Raw genomic sequence first — 16,569 nt, 5'->3', positions numbered from 1 at the left:
CGAAAGCTGCGACGATGCGGCATCGTTCCGTAACGCACACACCAGGGCTGGCCATGACGACGACACTTTGCAAGGGCTGTGGGGACGCCGACGAAGTGGCCAGCCGTATCACGATGGCATTCCAGCCGATCGTGGACGTCGAGCAGGGCACGACCTTCGCGCACGAAGCACTTGTAAGGGGCCTGGATGGCGAATCGGCGAGCGATGTGCTGGCCTCGGTGGCCCACGAGAACCGCTACGCCTTCGACCAGGCATGCCGCATCGTCGCCATCCGCAGGGCTGCCGTCCTGGATCCCCCGGGGTTGCTCTCGATCAATTTCCTGCCCAACGCCGTGTACGTGCCGGAGCACTGCCTCAAGGCGACGCTCGCCACCGCGAAAGAGGTGAACTGGCCTTTGCACCGGGTGATCTTCGAGGTCACCGAGCACGAGAAGGTGATCGACCACAATCACCTGGTGAGCATCCTTAGCGCGTATAAGGCGCACGGGTTTCTCACCGCCATCGACGATTTCGGCGCGGGGTTCGCGGGTATGAACCTGCTGGCGGACTTCCAGCCGGATATCGTGAAGCTCGACATCGGGCTAGTGAGGGACATCGACACGAACCGGGCACGGCAGATCATCGTCCGCCACCTGGTGGATCTTTGCGCGCAGCTTGGCGTTCGCCCTCTCGCGGAAGGGGTGGAAACGATCGATGAGTACCTGACCTTGCGAGACCTGGGCATCGGGCTCCAGCAGGGATTCCTTTTCGCCAGGCCGGCATTCGAGTCGGTGCCTGCCGTCACCTGGCCCGCGTCGTAAGCCATCGCCGTCCACGTTTCGCGGGGCCTTGACCCGGTCCCGGCAATCATCCGGGCATGACCCCTCTCTGGTGGCTCGCCCTGGCCGGCACTCTCCTGCTGGCAACATCGTTTCTTTCCGGCTGGATCCATCGAGGGCCGGTGACCACGTTCGCCATCTATCTGGTCGTGGGCGTCCTCATCGGCCCCGGTGTCTTCGCTCTGACGAAGCTGCCACTGTCGCGCGAGCACATTCACTGGTTGCACGTCGCGACTGAAGCGGCATTGGTGGTATCCCTTTTTGTCACGGGCCTGAAGCTTCGTCTGCCGCTCCGCGACAGAGGGTGGCTGATGGCCCTTCGGCTGGCCTTGCCGGCGATGGTACTGACGGCCGCCGGAGTCGCGGCGGTTGCCTGTCTGGGCCTTGGTTGGCCTTTCGCCGCCGCGCTGGCGGTGGCCGCCGTAGTGAGTCCCACCGACCCCGTGCTTGCGTCGCTGGTGTCGGTGGACGACGCGCGCGACGACGATCCCCTTCGCGTGGCGCTGTCGGGTGAGGCTGGGCTCAACGACGGCACGGCGCTGCCCTTGCTTTTCCTTGCCCTTGCCCTGATGGAGCCCGGCGCCGAGGTGTCCGGCGTCCTCGCGCACTGGTTCACGCTGGATGTGCTGTGGGAACTGGCCGGCGGGCTGGCTCTCGGCCTCCTCGGTGGGTGGGGGCTCGGCTATGTGGGAACCCATCTTCGCTACACCGCCCGCGACGTGGCTCCGAGCGACTTCCTCGCCCTGGGTATCATGGTGGTCGTCTATGCGGCCAGCCAACTGCTGGAGGTGTCGGGATTTCTCGCGGCTTTCGCTGCCGGCGCGGGGTTGCGTCGGGTCGAGCTGAGCGTGAGCGAGGGCAGGGACGACAGGAAACCGAACGAAGCTGTCGAACGCGAAACACCGGCGGAGATGCGGGTCAATCCGAATGAGCGGTCGCAGGCCAGCGTGGACCACCCGAGCCAGACCGTAGGGTGGGTGGTTTCCGATGCCTTGTCCTTCGGAGAAACCGTCGAACGGCTCATTGCCGTGGCCCTCGTGTTGGCCGTCGGGATCACGGTGATCCCGCAGGCGAGCTGGGAGGGTGTGCTCGTTGCTGCCGTGCTGCTGGTCGTGATCCGGCCGTTGTCGACGTGGATCGCCACCATCGGGTGCAGGGTGCCATGGCAGCGCCGGTTGCTGATCGGCTGGTTCGGCATCCGCGGGCTCGGCAGCCTCAATTACATGGCCTTCGCCGTGATGCACGGGTTGAAAGGTGTATCGGTGCCCGCCTTCGAGAGCGTCGTGCTCACGGTGGTGGCGGTGAGCATCGTCATCCATGGCGTCAGCGTCACGCCGCTGATGCAGTGGCGGGAGCGCGCCATCGAAGCGGCGAAGCAACGCGGCACGATCGACACCGTTCGCAATGGATGAGACGCACGGAACGTACGGTGCGGCCATGCCCGACGACAACGTTACCATCACCTGGAAAAGAAACGATTACGGTCCGTGGTGGGGCTACGTCAACGGGCTGCTTTTCGCCGCCGTGGGCGAAACGGCCATGCCGGGAAAGTGGCTGACCCAGGTGTTCAAGAACGGCACGACGTTCGATTCGATGTATTGCTATACGGCATCGAAGGAGCGCGGCATGTATTACGCCGAACGCTGGGGCAGGTGCCATTACAAGTCCGTACGCGGTAAGCAGAAGGAAACGCTGCCTCCCTTGCCGCGGAAGCCGAAGGGCATCGAAGACCGCTCGTGAGCGGTCGATGCGGCTTGGGGAAACGGACAGCGCAAATCGGGAATTTGCCGATGTGAGGCGGAACGGGCTGTCGCGATAGTGCATGCCCGGGCAAGGCTTGCCGTGCCCGGCAACCCGGTGAGCCGCCACCTGGCAGGCGCAGGCGTGCAGTGCCTCACCGCATTCCGCTGATCGAACACATCGAAGGACCCTGCCATGACCGTCAAGGTTAAACGACTCATCATCTTCGGCGACAGCCTCTCGGATATCGGCGTCAAGCGCGATACGCCCACTGGCATGTTTGCCTCGCTCTTCGGCCTGATGCGCACCAACCAGGTCAAGCGCTTCAGCGACAACAGGAACTGGACCGACTTCATCTGGGAGTGGGCCGGCGGCAGTCCGCTGATCACCGTGAACCAGGCCACATCGCTCGCCGCCGCGGCCCCGCACCTGCGCTGGAGCGCGAACAGCAAGAACGGATCGTCCAGCACGGATCCGCTCTATTACGCGAACTACGCCGAGGGCGGCGCGATGGGCGGTTCCGACCGCAGCAGCACGGGGCTGGGCTATTTCAAGGAACAGGTCGCAAGGTACGCCCAGGACCTCAAGGCATACCCGCTGACGTCCGAGCACGGTGTGGGGCTGTACCTCATCTGGTTCGGCCTGAACGACCTGGTGACGAACGAGCGTGACAAGTCGGATATGGCCAAGGTGGGCCGGGAGATGGCCAGCCTTTGCCAGGACATCATCAAGCTGGATCCGAACGCCGCCTTCCTGTTCGGCAACCTTCCCGATCCCCAGGACGCGGTTCGTTACTACGGCCAGGAGGCCACCCAGAAAGTCATCGACTTCTCGACGGGCTCGCTGAACTTCGGCCATGAACTGGCGAAGCACATCAACGAGGATTTCCCGAAGAACAATCCCGCGGGCATCGTCGACATCTACACACCGATGTACCACGTCTGCAAGAACCTCAACTCATACGGTTTCACCAAGGGGGCTCAGCCCAAAGGCATCGAGGTGCGTTACGGCGCCCCGCCGAAGAACCAGCTGGCGGCGTTCTACACGACAACGAGCGACGAGGCCCATCCCACCGAAGAGGTCTACAAGGTCATCGCCCAGATATGGGCGACCGAAATCGGGAAGCACTTCGAGTTGGGCTCGCTCAGGCAGGCGGGGGACGCTACGTTCGTCGTCAAGGGGAGCAACTGAAGGGCATGACGATCCGTCGCCGCGGCCTTCAAGGCGACGACGGATCATGAACCTGGAGATGGCTGTCCGGATTCGCGCATGACGTGTGCAGGCGCGTGCACGAATCCATGCGTTTGGCCGGGGTAAACTGCCGGCCTTTACGCCTGGAGCCCCGAATGCTGAACGTGAAAGGCCTGGTCAAGACGGTGCCGGGCGGCCGGACGCTGTTCGCAGGGATCGACCTGGCGCTGGCTCCGGGCGAGTTCGTCGCGATCATGGGGGAATCGGGGGCGGGCAAGTCCACCTTGCTGAACCTGATCGCCGGGCTCGATGCGCCCGATGCAGGCAGCGTTCGCATCGCGGACATCGATATCGCCGGCCTCGACGACGATGGCCGCACGCGGCTTCGCCGCGATCGCATCGGATTCGTCTTCCAGGCTTTCCATGTGCTGCCGCACCTGGACCTTGCCCACAACGTCGCCTTGCCGCTGGCTTTGCAGGGACGCGAGGCCGAAGAATCCCTGCATGCCGCGAACGCCATGCTCGACGCGGTCGGCCTGGGAGGGCGGGGCGAAGCGTATCCTCGCGAGCTTTCCGGCGGCGAATTGCAGCGTGTGGCCGTGGCGCGTGCGCTCGTGCATCGTCCGGGGTTGATCCTCGCCGACGAGCCGACCGGCAACCTGGACCCCGACACCGCCGCGCACACGCTGGGCCTGTTCGTGAACCAGGTTCGCGACGCTGGTGCCGCCGTGCTGCTCGTCACTCATTCGGCCGTGGCCGCCGCGGCGGCGGATCGCACGCTGGTGCTGTCGCCCGCCGGGCTCGTTGCCCGTGGCTGACCCGCGTCTGCTTCCCGTGGCGCGACGCTGGCTCCTGTGGAGCGAATGGCGTGCCCATCCGGGTCGTGTCGTGGCCGCGCTGCTCGCCATCGCCCTCGGTGTCGCGCTGGGATTCGCCGTGCATCTCATCAACGCGTCGGCGCTGGGGGAGTTCGACAAGGCAGTGCGATCGGTCGGCGGCGCGGCGGACCTGAAGGTGCAAGCCAAGAATGCTTTCGGATTCGACGAGACACTGTATCCGCGTGTGGCACGCGTGCATGGCGTATCGGTGTCGCCGGTGGTGACGGTTGCGGCGACGCTCGACGGAACCACTCGGGCGACGCTCGAAGGTATCGACATGTTTCGCGTGGCAGGCATGGGGCAGGGCGACGTCGAGGGTGGGTCGACCGGGCTCGGCGGATTCATCGAGGGGACGGCCATCTATCTGTCCGCTCCCGTGCTCGCGGCGTCGGGGCGCAAGGTGGGAGAGTCGACGACCATCGTTGCCAACGGTCGCACGTTCCGAGCCGTCGTCGCGGGCACCTTGCCGGCCGCTGCGGGAAGTCGCCTGGCCGTGATGGACATCGCGGCGGTCCAGTGGCGGTTCGGCATGCTCGGCCGGCTGCAACGCCTGGATATCCGTGTCGATCAGGGGGGCGATGTCGCGACGACGAGGCGAGCGATCGCCGCGATCCTGCCGCCCGATGCCATCGTGGTCGACGCCACGAGCGAAGCCGCCCAGAACGACAGCCTCTCGGCCGCCTACCGGGTCAACCTCGACATGCTTGCCCTCGTGGCCCTGCTCACCGGCGGCTTCCTTGTGTACTCCGCGCAGTCCCTGTCCGTGGCGCGACGAAGCGCGCAGTTCGCCTTGCTGCGCGTGCTCGGCATGGAAGCGCGCAAGCTGCGCGGGCAGGTGCTGACCGAAGCGATCTTGCTCGGTGTCGTGGGGGCCGGCGCGGGCATCGGCCTTGGCCTGGCGCTGGCGTCGCTTGCCTTGCGGTTGCTCGGCGGCGACCTGGGCGGCGGCTATTTCAGCGGTGGCACGCCGCAACTGGTGTTCGCGCCCTGGGCGGCGTGCATCTTCGGCTCGCTCGGCGTCGCGGCGGCGGTGCTGGGCAGCATGGTGCCGGCGCTCGCGGCGTCCCGCGCAGCTCCCGGCATCGCCATCAAGAATCCGGGCGACATGGTCGATCCGCGTGTCCGCGTCCGGCCCTGGGTGGCCGTCGCTCTGCTCGCGGGCGCGGCATGCGCCGCGGCCCTGCCTGCCGTGCGCGGCCTGGCATTGTTCGGCTATGTGTCCATGGCTTTGCTGCTGGCGAGTGGCGTGGCGCTGATGCCCTGGCTCGCACGTGTCCTCGTCGCGCCGCTTCGCGGCGTATCGCCGAAAGCGGTGCCTTTCCGCCTCGCCATCGCGCGGTTGTGGGGTGCGCCGTCGCAGGCATCCGTGGCGCTCGCGGGCATTCTGGCCGCCACGGCCCTGACCGTCGCCATGGCGGTGATGGTGAGCAGCTTTCGCGAATCCGTCGACCGCTGGCTTGGCGATGTGCTGCGGGCCGACATCTACCTCCAGGTGAACGACACGACCTCGGGCGGATTCGACGCGGCGACGCAGGCGCGCCTGCGCGCCGTGCCGGGTGTCGCGTGGATGGGGGTGCTGAAGGAGACGCCGTTGCGCTTCGACGAGCGGCGGCCTTCGGTGGCGCTGCTTGCGCGCTCGCTGGACGGACCGGGGGCGCAGCATTCGTTGCTTGGCCCGGCGGCTCCCGTTCCTTCCAACGACGTGCCGGCATGGGTGTCCGAACCGGCATCTCGCGTCTACGGCTGGAAACCGGGCGACCGCCTCGTCTTGCCCTTGCCGGGTGCGCCCACCGTCGTCGTTGCCGGCGTATGGCGCGACTATGCCCGGCAACATGGGGCCATTGTCGTGGACGAGCGGAGCTATGCGCGCTGGACCGGCGACAGTCGGCGCACGGGCGTGTCGATCCTCGTTGCGCCGGGCGTGGACACCGGACAGGTCGCCGCGGGCTTGCGCGCCGCGGTCGGAAACGGCGGCCCGGCATTCACGATCAGCCGCCCGCAGGAGATACGAAAGAAGGCGCTGGCAGCCTTCGATCGCAGCTTCCTCATCACCTATCTGCTCGAAGGTATCGCCGTGTGCGTCGGCCTGGCCGGCGTTGCGGCGACCGTGGGTGCGCAGGTGCTGGCGCGCATTCGCGAGTTCGGCATGCTGCGCCACGTGGGCGCCACGCGCGGCGAGCTCGCACGGATGCTCGTGACGGAAGGCGCGCTGCTGGGTGGCGTCGGTGGTGTCGCCGGCGTGGCACTCGGGCTCGCCATGAGCCAGGTGCTCATCCACGTGGTGAATCCGCAGTCGTTCCACTGGACGATGGACACGGTGCTTCCCTGGCCTTTTCTCTGTGGCGTGGTCGCGGCGCTGATCGCCGCCACCGCCGGTGTCGCCCTGATCGTGGGCCGTAGCGTGCTGACCGTGGATGCGGTTCGCGCGGTAAGGGAGGACTGGTAATGCGCGTGGGATGGTTGCTGCCGGTGCTGCTGCTCGTGGCCACCGCCGGTCTTGCCGGCGAGCGGGTCGTGTTTCCACCGGTACCTCGCGACGCGCCGGTGAGTCTGCCTCGGGACCACGGCGCGCACCCCGAATACGGACTGGAATGGTGGTACGTCACGGGCTGGCTGGAAACGAAGGGCGGCCCCGTGGGTTTCCAGATCACGTTCTTCCGCAGGCGCATGTCGTTCGACGACGGCAACCCCAGCCGCTTCGCGCCCCGGCAGCTCATCCTCGCCCATGCTGCACTGGCCGATCCCGCGAAGGGGCGCCTCGATCACGCGCAGCGACTGGCGCGCGAGGGATTCGGATTGGCGGAAGCGGCCACGGGCGACACGAAGCTGACGATAGACGACTGGCAGCTCGTCCGGCAGCGCGACGGGCGGTTTACCACCCACTTCGGCGGCGCGGACTTCACCCTGGATCTCACGCTGACACCCACGCAGCCTCCGCTCCTGCAAGGCGATCGCGGTTATAGCCGCAAAGGCCCGGGCGAAGGCGAGGCCAGCGCGTATTTCAGCATGCCGCATCTTTCGGCAGAGGGCCGGCTGAAGCGAGGCAACGACGTGGAAACGGTGAAGGGCACCGCGTGGCTCGATCGCGAATGGTCGTCCAGTCTGCTCAATCCGCGTTCGCAGGGATGGGATTGGGCAGGGCTCAACATGGACGACGGCAGCGCGGTCACCGTGTTCCGGGTGCGTGACCGGCAGGGGCGCCCGATGTGGGCGGGTGGGAGCGTTCGTGCCGCGGACGGCTCCCTGGTCGTCCTGCGGCCGGAGGACGTGAACTTCGAAACCCGGCGCCTGTGGCGCTCTCCGCGCAGCGGCGCGAGTTATCCGGTGGAGACGACCATCGTGGTCGCAACCCCGGCGGGAAAGAAGCGCTACGTCGTGCAGCCGCTCATGGACGACCAGGAACTGGACATCGTGCGCGAGGGTGGCCCCGTGTATTGGGAGGGAGCGGTACGGGTGCCCGGCGGCCGCGGGTACCTCGAACTCGTGGGCTATGGGGACAAGATAGGGCTCTGATGTAACCTATCTGCCCATCGCGGCGAATGTCACAGGCAGACGCTCGTCCGCCGGACGTACAGCCCAGGGGCCCGATGACCATCCACTTTTCCTGCACCATGTGCGGCCGCTGCTGCCACGGACTGCGACTCCCCATCGGCGTGGACGAAGCCATGGCCTGGCTGCGCGACGGTGGTCAGGTACAGCTGTTCTGCGAAGCCATCCCCTGGCCGGAAGAGCCGCCGGCGGACAACCATCTTGCCTGGTACAAGCGCCGCCGTTCGTTCGCCGCTACCAGCGGACGCCTGCCGGTCAGGGTCATCGTGTCGCTGATGGCGGTGTTCGAAGGCGCGTGCCCGAACTTGCAGCCGGACATGCGTTGCGGCATCTACGAGCGGCGTCCGCGCGCGTGCAGGGTGTATCCCGCCGAGGTGAACCCGTTCTATGCGTTGGACCGCGAGACGAAACTGTGTCCGCCGGAGGCATGGCAGAGCGTGGAAGTGCTCCAGTCCGAAGACGGCAACTGGAACGATCCGGAAGTGGCGGGCGCCATCGTGGGCATGCGCGAAGCCGACGCACGCGATGCCGAGGTGAAGAAGCGGGTCTGCGCGATCCTGGGCATTCTTTCGAGCGGGCTTTCGAACGAGGGTGTGGTGATCCACGCACCGGAGCCCGGCCGTTTTCTCGCGGCTCTGGAAGCGGCGGCCGCCGGCGGCGAGGGTCAAGACGTCGGGGAGTGGCAGATCGTATCGCACCGGCGTGCCACGCTCGACCTCCTGCAATCGGCCGGCACGGCATCGTTGCCGTCCACGGCCCTGGCGGGCACCGCAAGTTTCATGGGCTTCGTTGCCGGCGACGCCTGATCACGCGTGCGTCAGCGAAATGACGATTTCGACAAGAATGAGCACGACGATGGCGATTTCCAGCCACTCGTTGCGACGGCTGGATGCCTCTTCGTAGAGCGCCGCGTACGTGTCGCGAATGATCGACAGCTTGCGGTCGACCGACGCGCTGAGCGCTTGTACGCGGAACAGCGATAACGCACTGGAATACACGCGCGCGAGGTAGACGTCTTCGGTGACCTGTAGCGCGTTTTCAACACGTTCGGTGAGTTCGGTGACTTCGGCCACCAGGGTGTACAGCCCGCGCGCCAGATGTGCGAACCGTCGGGACGCCAGCAAGGACGCCGTGGAGCGCGCTTTTTCCACCTGGTCGTACATGCGTGGCAGTTCGTCGTCGAGCAGCAAATCGTAGTAGCGCATCTCCACGAGCTGCGCGTTCGCCACCTCGATCACGTCCGCGACGTCGGAATCGCCGCGCGGCTCATAGATGAACGCGCGGTCCCAGGTGAGCACCACGAGGTCGTCGACGTAGTAAGAAAAGTTGCGGGAGAGAAGATCCTTTTTCGCGGCGCGCGACAGGGGACGTGTGTCGCCGGTGAGAACCTCGGTGAGGTCCACCGTTTCCATCAGACGCTCGGCATCCATGGGCTCGTTGAACGTGTGCACGGTGGCGATCAGGTGGTCTTCGTCCAGCCGGCCGCCCTCCGTCGGGCGTTCCAGCGATGGCCGTATCACCTCCCGCACGCGTTCGAGCAGGTCGTTCCAGAACGCCGCGCCGGAGGCTGGCCCCAGGCGCGTATCGAGGTCCGTGACGTCGCGCACGTAGGCGGGCCAGGGCTGTCCGCTGCACGGGACACGCAGGGAGAACGCGGCCAGCCCGAAGTCGTAGAGCCGTACCGAGATGGTCGCTCGCCGGGTACCGCCGGAAAGTTCCACGGGCACCTCGCCCAGCGACACCCATAGCGGGGGAACGCCGAAGCTCACGGCCTCGGGAGGAGTGCTCTTCAACGACGATCGGGTAAACGCCGTGCTGCCGCGCTCTGTCCAGAGCCGCTCGGCGTGGACGAGGTCGATGCTGTAGGCGAGGTCGATCAGGCGCAATGCGGTCACTTCGCCTGAGGAAACCACGAGGTTCGCGGATGTCACGGTCGTGTCCGAAGCACCGGCGGAGGCGGTGGCCTGCGCCACACATCCTATCAGCGCGGCACCAGGAGCCGGAAGAGCAGGGCGATCAGGCCCACCGCGATAACGCCGCCCAGGTAGAGGACGACGAACCACGCAGCCTGTCGCCAGCGGCTGCGTTCGCTCATCAGTGATACCCCGGATCGTCCGCGCGCACCTTGCCGCGGAACACCCAGTAGGCCATGGCCGTATACGCCAGGATGATGGGAACGACGATGGCCGCGCCCACCAGCGTGAACAACTGGCTGGAGTGCGGCGCCGAGGCCGTCCAGATGTCCAGTGACGGGGGCACGATGTTCGGAAAGATGCTGATGATCAGGCCCGTGTAACCGAGGAAGAGGATGCCCAGGGTCAGCAGGAAGGGTGTGCGGTCCGCGCCGCTGCGCAGCGCTTTCAGGATGCCCGCGAGGCAGGCCAGGACGAGCACCGGCACCGGCAGGAAATAGTACAGGTTCGGCGTGGAGAACCAACGCGCGGCGACGGCTTGCTGGCCAAGCACGGTCCACAGGCTGACGACGCCGATGGTCACTCCGAGCGCGACTGTCAGCGGGCGCATCAGCACGCCCATTCGCCGGCGCAGTTCGCCGTCCGTCTTCATCAGCAGCCAGCCGCAGCCGAGCGTCGCGTAGGTCACGGTCAGCCCGATACCGGTAAAGAGATTGAACGGCGTGAACCAGTCGAACGCACCGCCCGCGAACTTGCCGTCGCGTATCTCCACACCTTGCAACAGGGTGCCCAGGATCACGCCCTGCGCGAAGGTGGCGACGGCGGAGCCGGCAATGAAGGCCAGGTCCCAGAGGTGCTGGGTCCGCCGTGCCTTGGCGCGGATCTCGAACGCCACGCCGCGGAAGATCAGCCCGCACAGCATGGCCACGATGGGCAGGTAGGTCGCCGGCAGCAGGATGGAGTAGGCGACCGGGAACACGGCATAGAGCGAGGCGCCGCCGAGCACCATCCATGTCTCGTTTCCATCCCACACCGGCGCGACCGTGTTGAGCATGACCTGTCGCTCGCCCTCGCGGTCGAAGAAAGGAAAGATCAGGCCGATGCCGAGATCGAAACCGTCCAGCGCCACGTAGAGAAAGACGCCGAAGCCGATGATGGCCGCCCAGATGACTGGCAGATCGATGGTCATGGCGGTTACTCGTCGATGGGTTCGGTGGGCCGCGAAAGCGGGCGATGGTCGAAGCGCTCCTTGCCGCGGCCCGTGTCGGCCGCTTCCTCGTCTGCCTCGTCATGCGGCAGGTCCGGTCCTTTCGCCATGAGCTTCAGCATGTAGTAGATGCCGGTGCCGAAGACGAGGAAATAGACCATCACGAAAATCATGAGCGAGGTGCCTACCTGCTGCACGGTAAGTGGGGAAACGGCGTCGCGCGTACGCAGCACGCCGTACACCACCCAGGGCTGGCGCCCCGCCTCGGTGGTCACCCATCCGGCGAGCAACGCGATGAGGCCCGTGGGGCCCATCCACAAGGCGAAGCGCTGGAACCAGCGTGCCTCGTACAGGCGTTCGCGGCGGCGAAGGGCGAGGCCAAGGAGAGCAAGCAGCAGCATGAGCAGGCCCATGCCCACCATGATGCGGAAGCTCCAGAACACGATGGTCGAGTTGGGTCGATCTTCGGGTGCGAACGATTTCAGGCCCTGGATCTCGCCGTCCCAACTATGCGTGAGGATGACGCTGCCCAGGTGTGGCACTTTCAAGGCGTAGCGCGTGGTCTCGGCCTCCATGTCGGGCCAGCCCACAAGGTTGAGCGACGTGCCGCCTTTCTCCGTTTCCCACAGGCCTTCGATGGCCGCGATCTTTGCGGGCTGGTGTTCGCGCGTGTTGAGGCCATGCGCATCGCCCACCGCTATCTGGATCGGTACCACCAGCAACAGCATCCACAGCGCCATCGAGAACGACTTCCGGATGGCCGGGTCCTTCCGACCGCGCAACAGGTGCCATGCCGCGGTCGCGCCGACAAGCAGCGCCGCCACGATGAAGGCGGCCAGTGCCATGTGCACCAGGCGATAGGGGAACGACGGATTGAAGACGATCTTGAACCAGTCCACGGGAACGATCTTGCCGTTCACCAGCGCGTGTCCCTGGGGCGTCTGCATCCAGCTGTTGGACGAGAGGATCCAGAACGTGGAGATGAGCGTGCCGACCGCCACCATCAGGGTGGCGACGAAGTGCGCGCGTGGGCCCACTTTCGTCCAGCCGAAAAGCATGATGCCCAGGAAGCCAGCCTCCAGGAAGAAAGCCGTGAGCACTTCATAGGTGAGCAACGGGCCGGTGACCGAGCCCGCCACGGTGGAGAAGCCCGACCAGTTCGTGCCGAACTGGTAGCTCATCACCACGCCGGAGACGACGCCCATGGCGAACCCGACGGCGAACACCTTCGACCAGAAGAAGAACAGTTCCTTGTAGACGAGCTTGCCCGTCTTCAGCCACAGGCCCTCGAGCACGGCCAGGTAGCTGGCCAGTCCGATGCTGATGGCGGGAAAGATGATGTGAAATGACACCGTGAAGGCGAATTGCCAGCGTGCGAGCAATAGCGCCGTGTCAGGAACGTTCATGGCTTTCTCCGTTTCGCGCACAGTCTATGCCGCCGCCGGTGCAGAACTTGCCGGCGCGACACTTTGGCGCGCGGAGGATTGTCGCAGTGGAAAGGGGGATGCCGGCTAGTAGCTGCTTACCCTCGCAGTCGCGATGTCTGCTGTGACTGGCGTCACGCCGGCCGGTGGGAGCCACCCGGGCGGCTCCCACCGTGCGACGTCACTTACCGAGATTGCTCAGGAATCGCTTCGTGTACTGAAGCACGGTGGTGCTGGGCACGGAGTTGCAGGTGGGCGAGGCGAAGCCGCCGCCACAGGGGGTGTCGCGGTCCAGCGACCAGAAGTGCACGCCCGCGAGCTTGTTCGTGGCTGCGTAATTGGTCACCGTGTCGATGTCGGCGACAGTAAAGGTTTCGCTGCTGACATCGTTCACGCCGATCATGGGCGTGATCTCGATCTTGCTCAAAGGAATACCGTAGGTGTGCTGCAGGTTCTTCACCGCCTGGATGGCGGACTGTCCCATGTCGCACGCACCGTTCTTAACCACGCAGATGCCCGGTCCGGCGGCGCCGTAGTCCATTGTCATCAAATTGATGGTGTAGTTCTTCAGGCCCGACGCCTTGACCGCGCGCACCACGGCATCGCCGGTGGCATTGACGCCGCCATAGCTGCCGTCGGAAGCGGCCAGCGTGGCCAGCGTGAACGAGAAACGCAGGTTGGGGTACAGGCTCTCCGCATACACGGCATTGCTCACCAGCGCATTGAGCTGCGCCGACGACTGCCCGCCTTCGATGTCGAAGTCCACGCCCACCATGTGCGGGCCCATGTATCGCGACAGGAACGCGGCCATGCCCGTGGCGCTGCCGCAGGTGAAGACGCCGGCCTGACCGCCGGTGGAAACGACGTAGTTCACCCCGGCATTGTTGAGGCGGGCGATGTTGGCGCTGGCGAATGCCGCGGCCGGGACGCCGCCCCAGTTCTCGCTGCCGCATTCGCCGGTGGCGAAGGCGAGGGTGATGGCGCCGAGATTCGGCACCTGGGTGGACACCAGGCTGCCACTGCCCACGACGGGCAGACGGGTACCGGTCACCATGGTGGACATGATGTTGGTGTTCCAGTCGAGGTTGATGGTGATGTCCTTGTAGGGACTGAACAGGAGGTCGCCGGAGGTCGGTGGCGGATTGTCAGGTGGGTTGTCCGGCGGATTGTCGGGTGGCGTGCCGCCGCCCGTACACGACCCTTGCGAGGTCCACGGCTGTCCGGAACCGCTGCCGCCATTGTTCGTGGCCGGGTCGTTGCCCTGCGTCCACCAGTTTGCAACGTAGTTCACGCCGTTCTCGCTGGCCGTGTTGCCGGCCGTGTAGACCTTGCTTGCCTCCCACGCTGCCGCGCAGGCATCGGCCGCATGCGCCTCGCGAACGGGTACCACGGCGGAGAAGGCAAGGGCGACAGCCAGCCCGAGGGATGTCTTGATAAGCATGAGCGCCTCCAGTTCGAGTGTGATGGTGAAGCGTCCCTGCCTCGTCGATCGACTGCGAAAGCGACTCCGGTTTAGGCTCCCATGACAACGTTGTCTATTGGGCTTTTAGCGAAATGTGACGTACTGCGCGGGTAAATCGATGCGCATAATCGGCGGCAATGACAACGAGGGACATTTTGCCGCGAGCACCCATCGCCGCTGAAGCGGCTCCCACACGAAGCTCGTCTCTCCGCTGCGGCTCCTTCAGGAGAGTTCCGGGCGCCGGGTAGGCCTACAGTTCCTTGATGCGGATGTTGCGAAAGGCGATGCGGATCGGCTCCACGCCCTTGTCCTCGCCGCCTTGCAGGGCGATGCGCCCCTTATGGAATCGGGCGAAGTCCGGCATTTTCGCAAACTTGGTCTTCGCTACCAGGGCATTCCATTCGGGCGTCCAGAGCGTGGTATCCACGGTCTTGTGGCCGTTCTGGAAAAACTGGACGTGGCCGTGGTTCACCACGATCTCCACCTCGTTCCAGTTGCCGTGCTCCTTCACGTTCTCGATGTCCGAGGAAATCAGATCGAAGAGATCGCCCGAACGCTCATACAGCGTGTAGCTGTCGGGCTTGGTGCACACCAGGTCGGCGATCTGCATCTCCGGGCCCGTTTCCCAGGTTTCCCGATACTTCGGTGTTTCCTGCACGTTGAACATGATGCCGGCGTCGGCGCAGGGGGTCATCTTCCATTCGAGCTTGAGGTCGAAGTTCTCGTATTCCTTGTCGGTGACGAGATCGGCGAAGTCTTCGCGCGGTGCCTTCAGGTCGCGATGGAGTTCGATGGTTCCGTCCACCACGCTCCAGTCCTTGCCCACGCCCTTCTGACCGAAGGAATGCCAGCCGGCAAGGGTCTTGCCGTCGAACAGCGGCGTGAAGCCATCTGCGGTGGCCGCTGCGGCACAAACGGGCAGGGCGGCGATGCAGCACGCGACGACGACCTTCAGGCGCTTCGTTGACATGGGAATCTCCGGGTAAGGGAGGTCGAGCGTAGCGCAGTTGCCGCATCGTGCCATGCGTCCGCGTACGGACGTCTGGACTTCCAACGCGCGGGGAGGGCTACGACAGCGGTTGCAGGTTCTTGCGGTGCTTCTTCAGTTCGTCGCCGATCTGCGACAGCAACGGCGCCATGGCTTCGGGTTCGCGCAACGAGCGAAGGGTGGCGCGCAGGGCGCGCAGATCCTGTTTGGTGCCGAGCGCGTCGGACAGCAGCGACAGTTCGCGGGCTCGTTCCTTCCTGCCCTGGACATGGTGGTGTCCGCTCTTACCGCGCGCCTTCTGGATACGACGCCAGAGTTCGAGTTGCATGCGCAGGCGCCGAGCCTTCCTTCGCCAGTTGTGGGCATTGGCCGGGGTAGCGTTCTTCTTCGCCTTCTTCCGCGCCTTTTCCAGCCGTTTTTCCGAGCGTTCCAGCATCTCTTCGACCGTCCGCTGGTTAAGCATGCGCCATGGCAGGCCCTCGAGCGTGGCGGCAAGCTCGCGGATGGTCCTCCGTCGCTTGAGGAAACCGGGATCGTCGTGCAGTGCTGCCGCCAGCCGGCCATCGCAGCGGTGTTCCAGCCTTTCGAGCGCGTGGCGCCACCCCGGCGAAGGTCGGGGCCCGGCGAGCGTGCGCGCCGTATCGAGCGCCACGTAGGCGTCGCGCAACGAGGAAAGGCTTTCGGCCAGGTCGGCGAGGCTGGCCTTGATCGACGGCATCGATTCGGCGAAGGGATCCTCCCCGAGCACCAGCAGGCTTTTCAGGCGGCGGATGGCCTTGCGCGCTTCGTGGATGCCGCGATGTCGGTCTTTCGCATCGGAAAGCGAACGGATCGCCTTGCGGCATTCGCTGGCCGCGGATGAGGCGAGGACGGCCGCAATGCTCGGCGCTTTGGCTGGGCTCATGGGCCCCCTAGATAGCAGACCCGAGGCGGGACGTCACCCTGGCCTAGCCCTCGTCGCTCCCGTCCGCGGGCGGGTCGGCCTTGCGGCGGCGTCGAGGCTTCGGTTCGCTGGCAGCGATCAGGCCCTGGAGATAGGCGATGCCTTCCTCGGCGGGGAACCATGACACGACATCGGCGACGGTAAGCCCATGTCGCAGCCGAAGGGCTTCGAATTCCACACGGGCGGCGGCCAGGGGGTCGACCTTCGGCGGCCGGCCACGGCGCTTCGGCGCGGCGGGAGCCGGCGCGGGGGAAGGGACAGGCGTGGCGGGCCTGGTTTCTGCGGCCTTGCGATCGAGGGCGGCAAGTTCCTCCTGGAACTGCTTGAAGTCATATTTGCCGGACGAGTTCATTGCGCTACTTGGAACCGGTGGAACGGCCATTGTGACACGGTGACCCGTTCAGCACTTGAGAAAAGGCGCGCCCTTTGCGCAGCTTGTGACCAATGCAATGCAAG

Annotated in this window: 16 protein-coding genes; 8 read left to right on the top strand and 8 right to left on the bottom strand. The window is 65.6% G+C overall.

Annotation, left to right across the window (positions count from 1 at the left end; all coding sequences use genetic code 11):
* Nucleotides 1-53: 53 nt before the first annotated feature.
* The 8 genes from HBF26_RS13150 to HBF26_RS13115 all read left to right on the top strand — a co-directional run bounded on the left by HBF26_RS13150 (nucleotide 54) and on the right by HBF26_RS13115 (nucleotide 8,982).
* Entirely contained in the window at nucleotides 54-800 is a 747-nt protein-coding gene (locus tag HBF26_RS13150; RefSeq protein ID WP_167127182.1) for an EAL domain-containing protein, read from the top strand.
* 56 nt (nucleotides 801-856) lie between these two features.
* On the top strand, nucleotides 857-2,230 hold the full coding sequence (locus tag HBF26_RS13145; RefSeq protein ID WP_167127179.1) for a cation:proton antiporter domain-containing protein: 1,374 nt from the start codon (nucleotides 857-859) through the stop codon (nucleotides 2,228-2,230).
* 25 nt (nucleotides 2,231-2,255) lie between these two features.
* Entirely contained in the window at nucleotides 2,256-2,558 is a 303-nt protein-coding gene (locus HBF26_RS13140) for a hypothetical protein (protein WP_167127177.1), read from the top strand.
* 195 nt (nucleotides 2,559-2,753) lie between these two features.
* Nucleotides 2,754-3,749: an SGNH/GDSL hydrolase family protein gene (locus HBF26_RS13135; protein WP_167127175.1), complete on the top strand. Its 996-nt coding sequence runs from the start codon at nucleotides 2,754-2,756 to the stop codon at nucleotides 3,747-3,749.
* Between the two features lie 155 nt (nucleotides 3,750-3,904).
* Nucleotides 3,905-4,567 carry an ABC transporter ATP-binding protein gene (locus HBF26_RS13130; protein ID WP_167127172.1) on the top strand — a complete coding sequence of 221 codons (663 nt, stop codon included), beginning with the start codon at nucleotides 3,905-3,907 and terminating at the stop codon, nucleotides 4,565-4,567.
* Nucleotides 4,560-7,073 carry an FtsX-like permease family protein gene (locus tag HBF26_RS13125; RefSeq protein ID WP_205287643.1) on the top strand — a complete coding sequence of 838 codons (2,514 nt, stop codon included), beginning with the start codon at nucleotides 4,560-4,562 and terminating at the stop codon, nucleotides 7,071-7,073. The genes HBF26_RS13130 and HBF26_RS13125 overlap by 8 nt, the downstream gene beginning before the upstream one ends.
* Entirely contained in the window at nucleotides 7,073-8,140 is a 1,068-nt protein-coding gene (locus HBF26_RS13120) for a lipocalin-like domain-containing protein (RefSeq protein WP_167127166.1), read from the top strand. The genes HBF26_RS13125 and HBF26_RS13120 overlap by 1 nt, the downstream gene beginning before the upstream one ends.
* 74 nt (nucleotides 8,141-8,214) lie before the next feature.
* Entirely contained in the window at nucleotides 8,215-8,982 is a 768-nt protein-coding gene (locus HBF26_RS13115) for a YkgJ family cysteine cluster protein (protein WP_167127163.1), read from the top strand.
* On the opposite strand, the gene HBF26_RS13110 is transcribed toward HBF26_RS13115, so the two are convergent.
* The 8 genes from HBF26_RS13110 to HBF26_RS13075 all read right to left on the bottom strand — a co-directional run bounded on the left by HBF26_RS13110 (nucleotide 8,983) and on the right by HBF26_RS13075 (nucleotide 16,465).
* On the bottom strand, nucleotides 8,983-10,107 hold the full coding sequence (locus HBF26_RS13110; RefSeq protein ID WP_167127160.1) for an RMD1 family protein: 1,125 nt from the start codon (nucleotides 10,105-10,107) through the stop codon (nucleotides 8,983-8,985).
* A 50-nt stretch (nucleotides 10,108-10,157) separates the two neighbouring features.
* Nucleotides 10,158-10,271, bottom strand: a complete 114-nt coding sequence (locus HBF26_RS13105) for a DUF2474 family protein (RefSeq protein ID WP_167127158.1) — start codon at nucleotides 10,269-10,271, stop codon at nucleotides 10,158-10,160.
* Nucleotides 10,271-11,278, bottom strand: coding sequence for a cytochrome d ubiquinol oxidase subunit II (gene cydB, locus HBF26_RS13100; RefSeq protein ID WP_167127156.1), 1,008 nt, complete (start codon nucleotides 11,276-11,278; stop codon nucleotides 10,271-10,273). The genes HBF26_RS13105 and cydB overlap by 1 nt, the downstream gene beginning before the upstream one ends.
* Before the next feature lie 5 nt (nucleotides 11,279-11,283).
* Nucleotides 11,284-12,702, bottom strand: a complete 1,419-nt coding sequence (locus HBF26_RS13095; RefSeq protein WP_167127154.1) for a cytochrome ubiquinol oxidase subunit I — start codon at nucleotides 12,700-12,702, stop codon at nucleotides 11,284-11,286.
* A 199-nt stretch (nucleotides 12,703-12,901) separates the two neighbouring features.
* The gene (locus HBF26_RS13090) at nucleotides 12,902-14,161 is read right to left on the bottom strand and encodes a carbohydrate-binding protein (RefSeq protein ID WP_167127151.1); all 1,260 of its coding nucleotides are present in this window, start codon (nucleotides 14,159-14,161) and stop codon (nucleotides 12,902-12,904) included.
* Nucleotides 14,162-14,432: 271 nt separating this feature from the next.
* Nucleotides 14,433-15,152, bottom strand: a complete 720-nt coding sequence (locus HBF26_RS13085; RefSeq protein WP_240151337.1) for a 3-keto-disaccharide hydrolase — start codon at nucleotides 15,150-15,152, stop codon at nucleotides 14,433-14,435.
* A gap of 97 nt (nucleotides 15,153-15,249) precedes the next feature.
* Nucleotides 15,250-16,074 carry a CHAD domain-containing protein gene (locus tag HBF26_RS13080; protein ID WP_167127145.1) on the bottom strand — a complete coding sequence of 275 codons (825 nt, stop codon included), beginning with the start codon at nucleotides 16,072-16,074 and terminating at the stop codon, nucleotides 15,250-15,252.
* Between the two features lie 43 nt (nucleotides 16,075-16,117).
* Nucleotides 16,118-16,465: a 2-hydroxyacyl-CoA dehydratase gene (locus HBF26_RS13075; RefSeq protein ID WP_167127142.1), complete on the bottom strand. Its 348-nt coding sequence runs from the start codon at nucleotides 16,463-16,465 to the stop codon at nucleotides 16,118-16,120.
* Nucleotides 16,466-16,569: the final 104 nt, after the last annotated feature.

Origin of the sequence: Luteibacter jiangsuensis, from assembly GCF_011742555.1 — a bacterium.
Taxonomy (GTDB): Bacteria; Pseudomonadota; Gammaproteobacteria; order Xanthomonadales; family Rhodanobacteraceae; genus Luteibacter; species Luteibacter jiangsuensis.
Note: the sequence above shows the minus strand (reverse complement) of the source record. Positions and strands in the feature narration are given on the sequence as shown.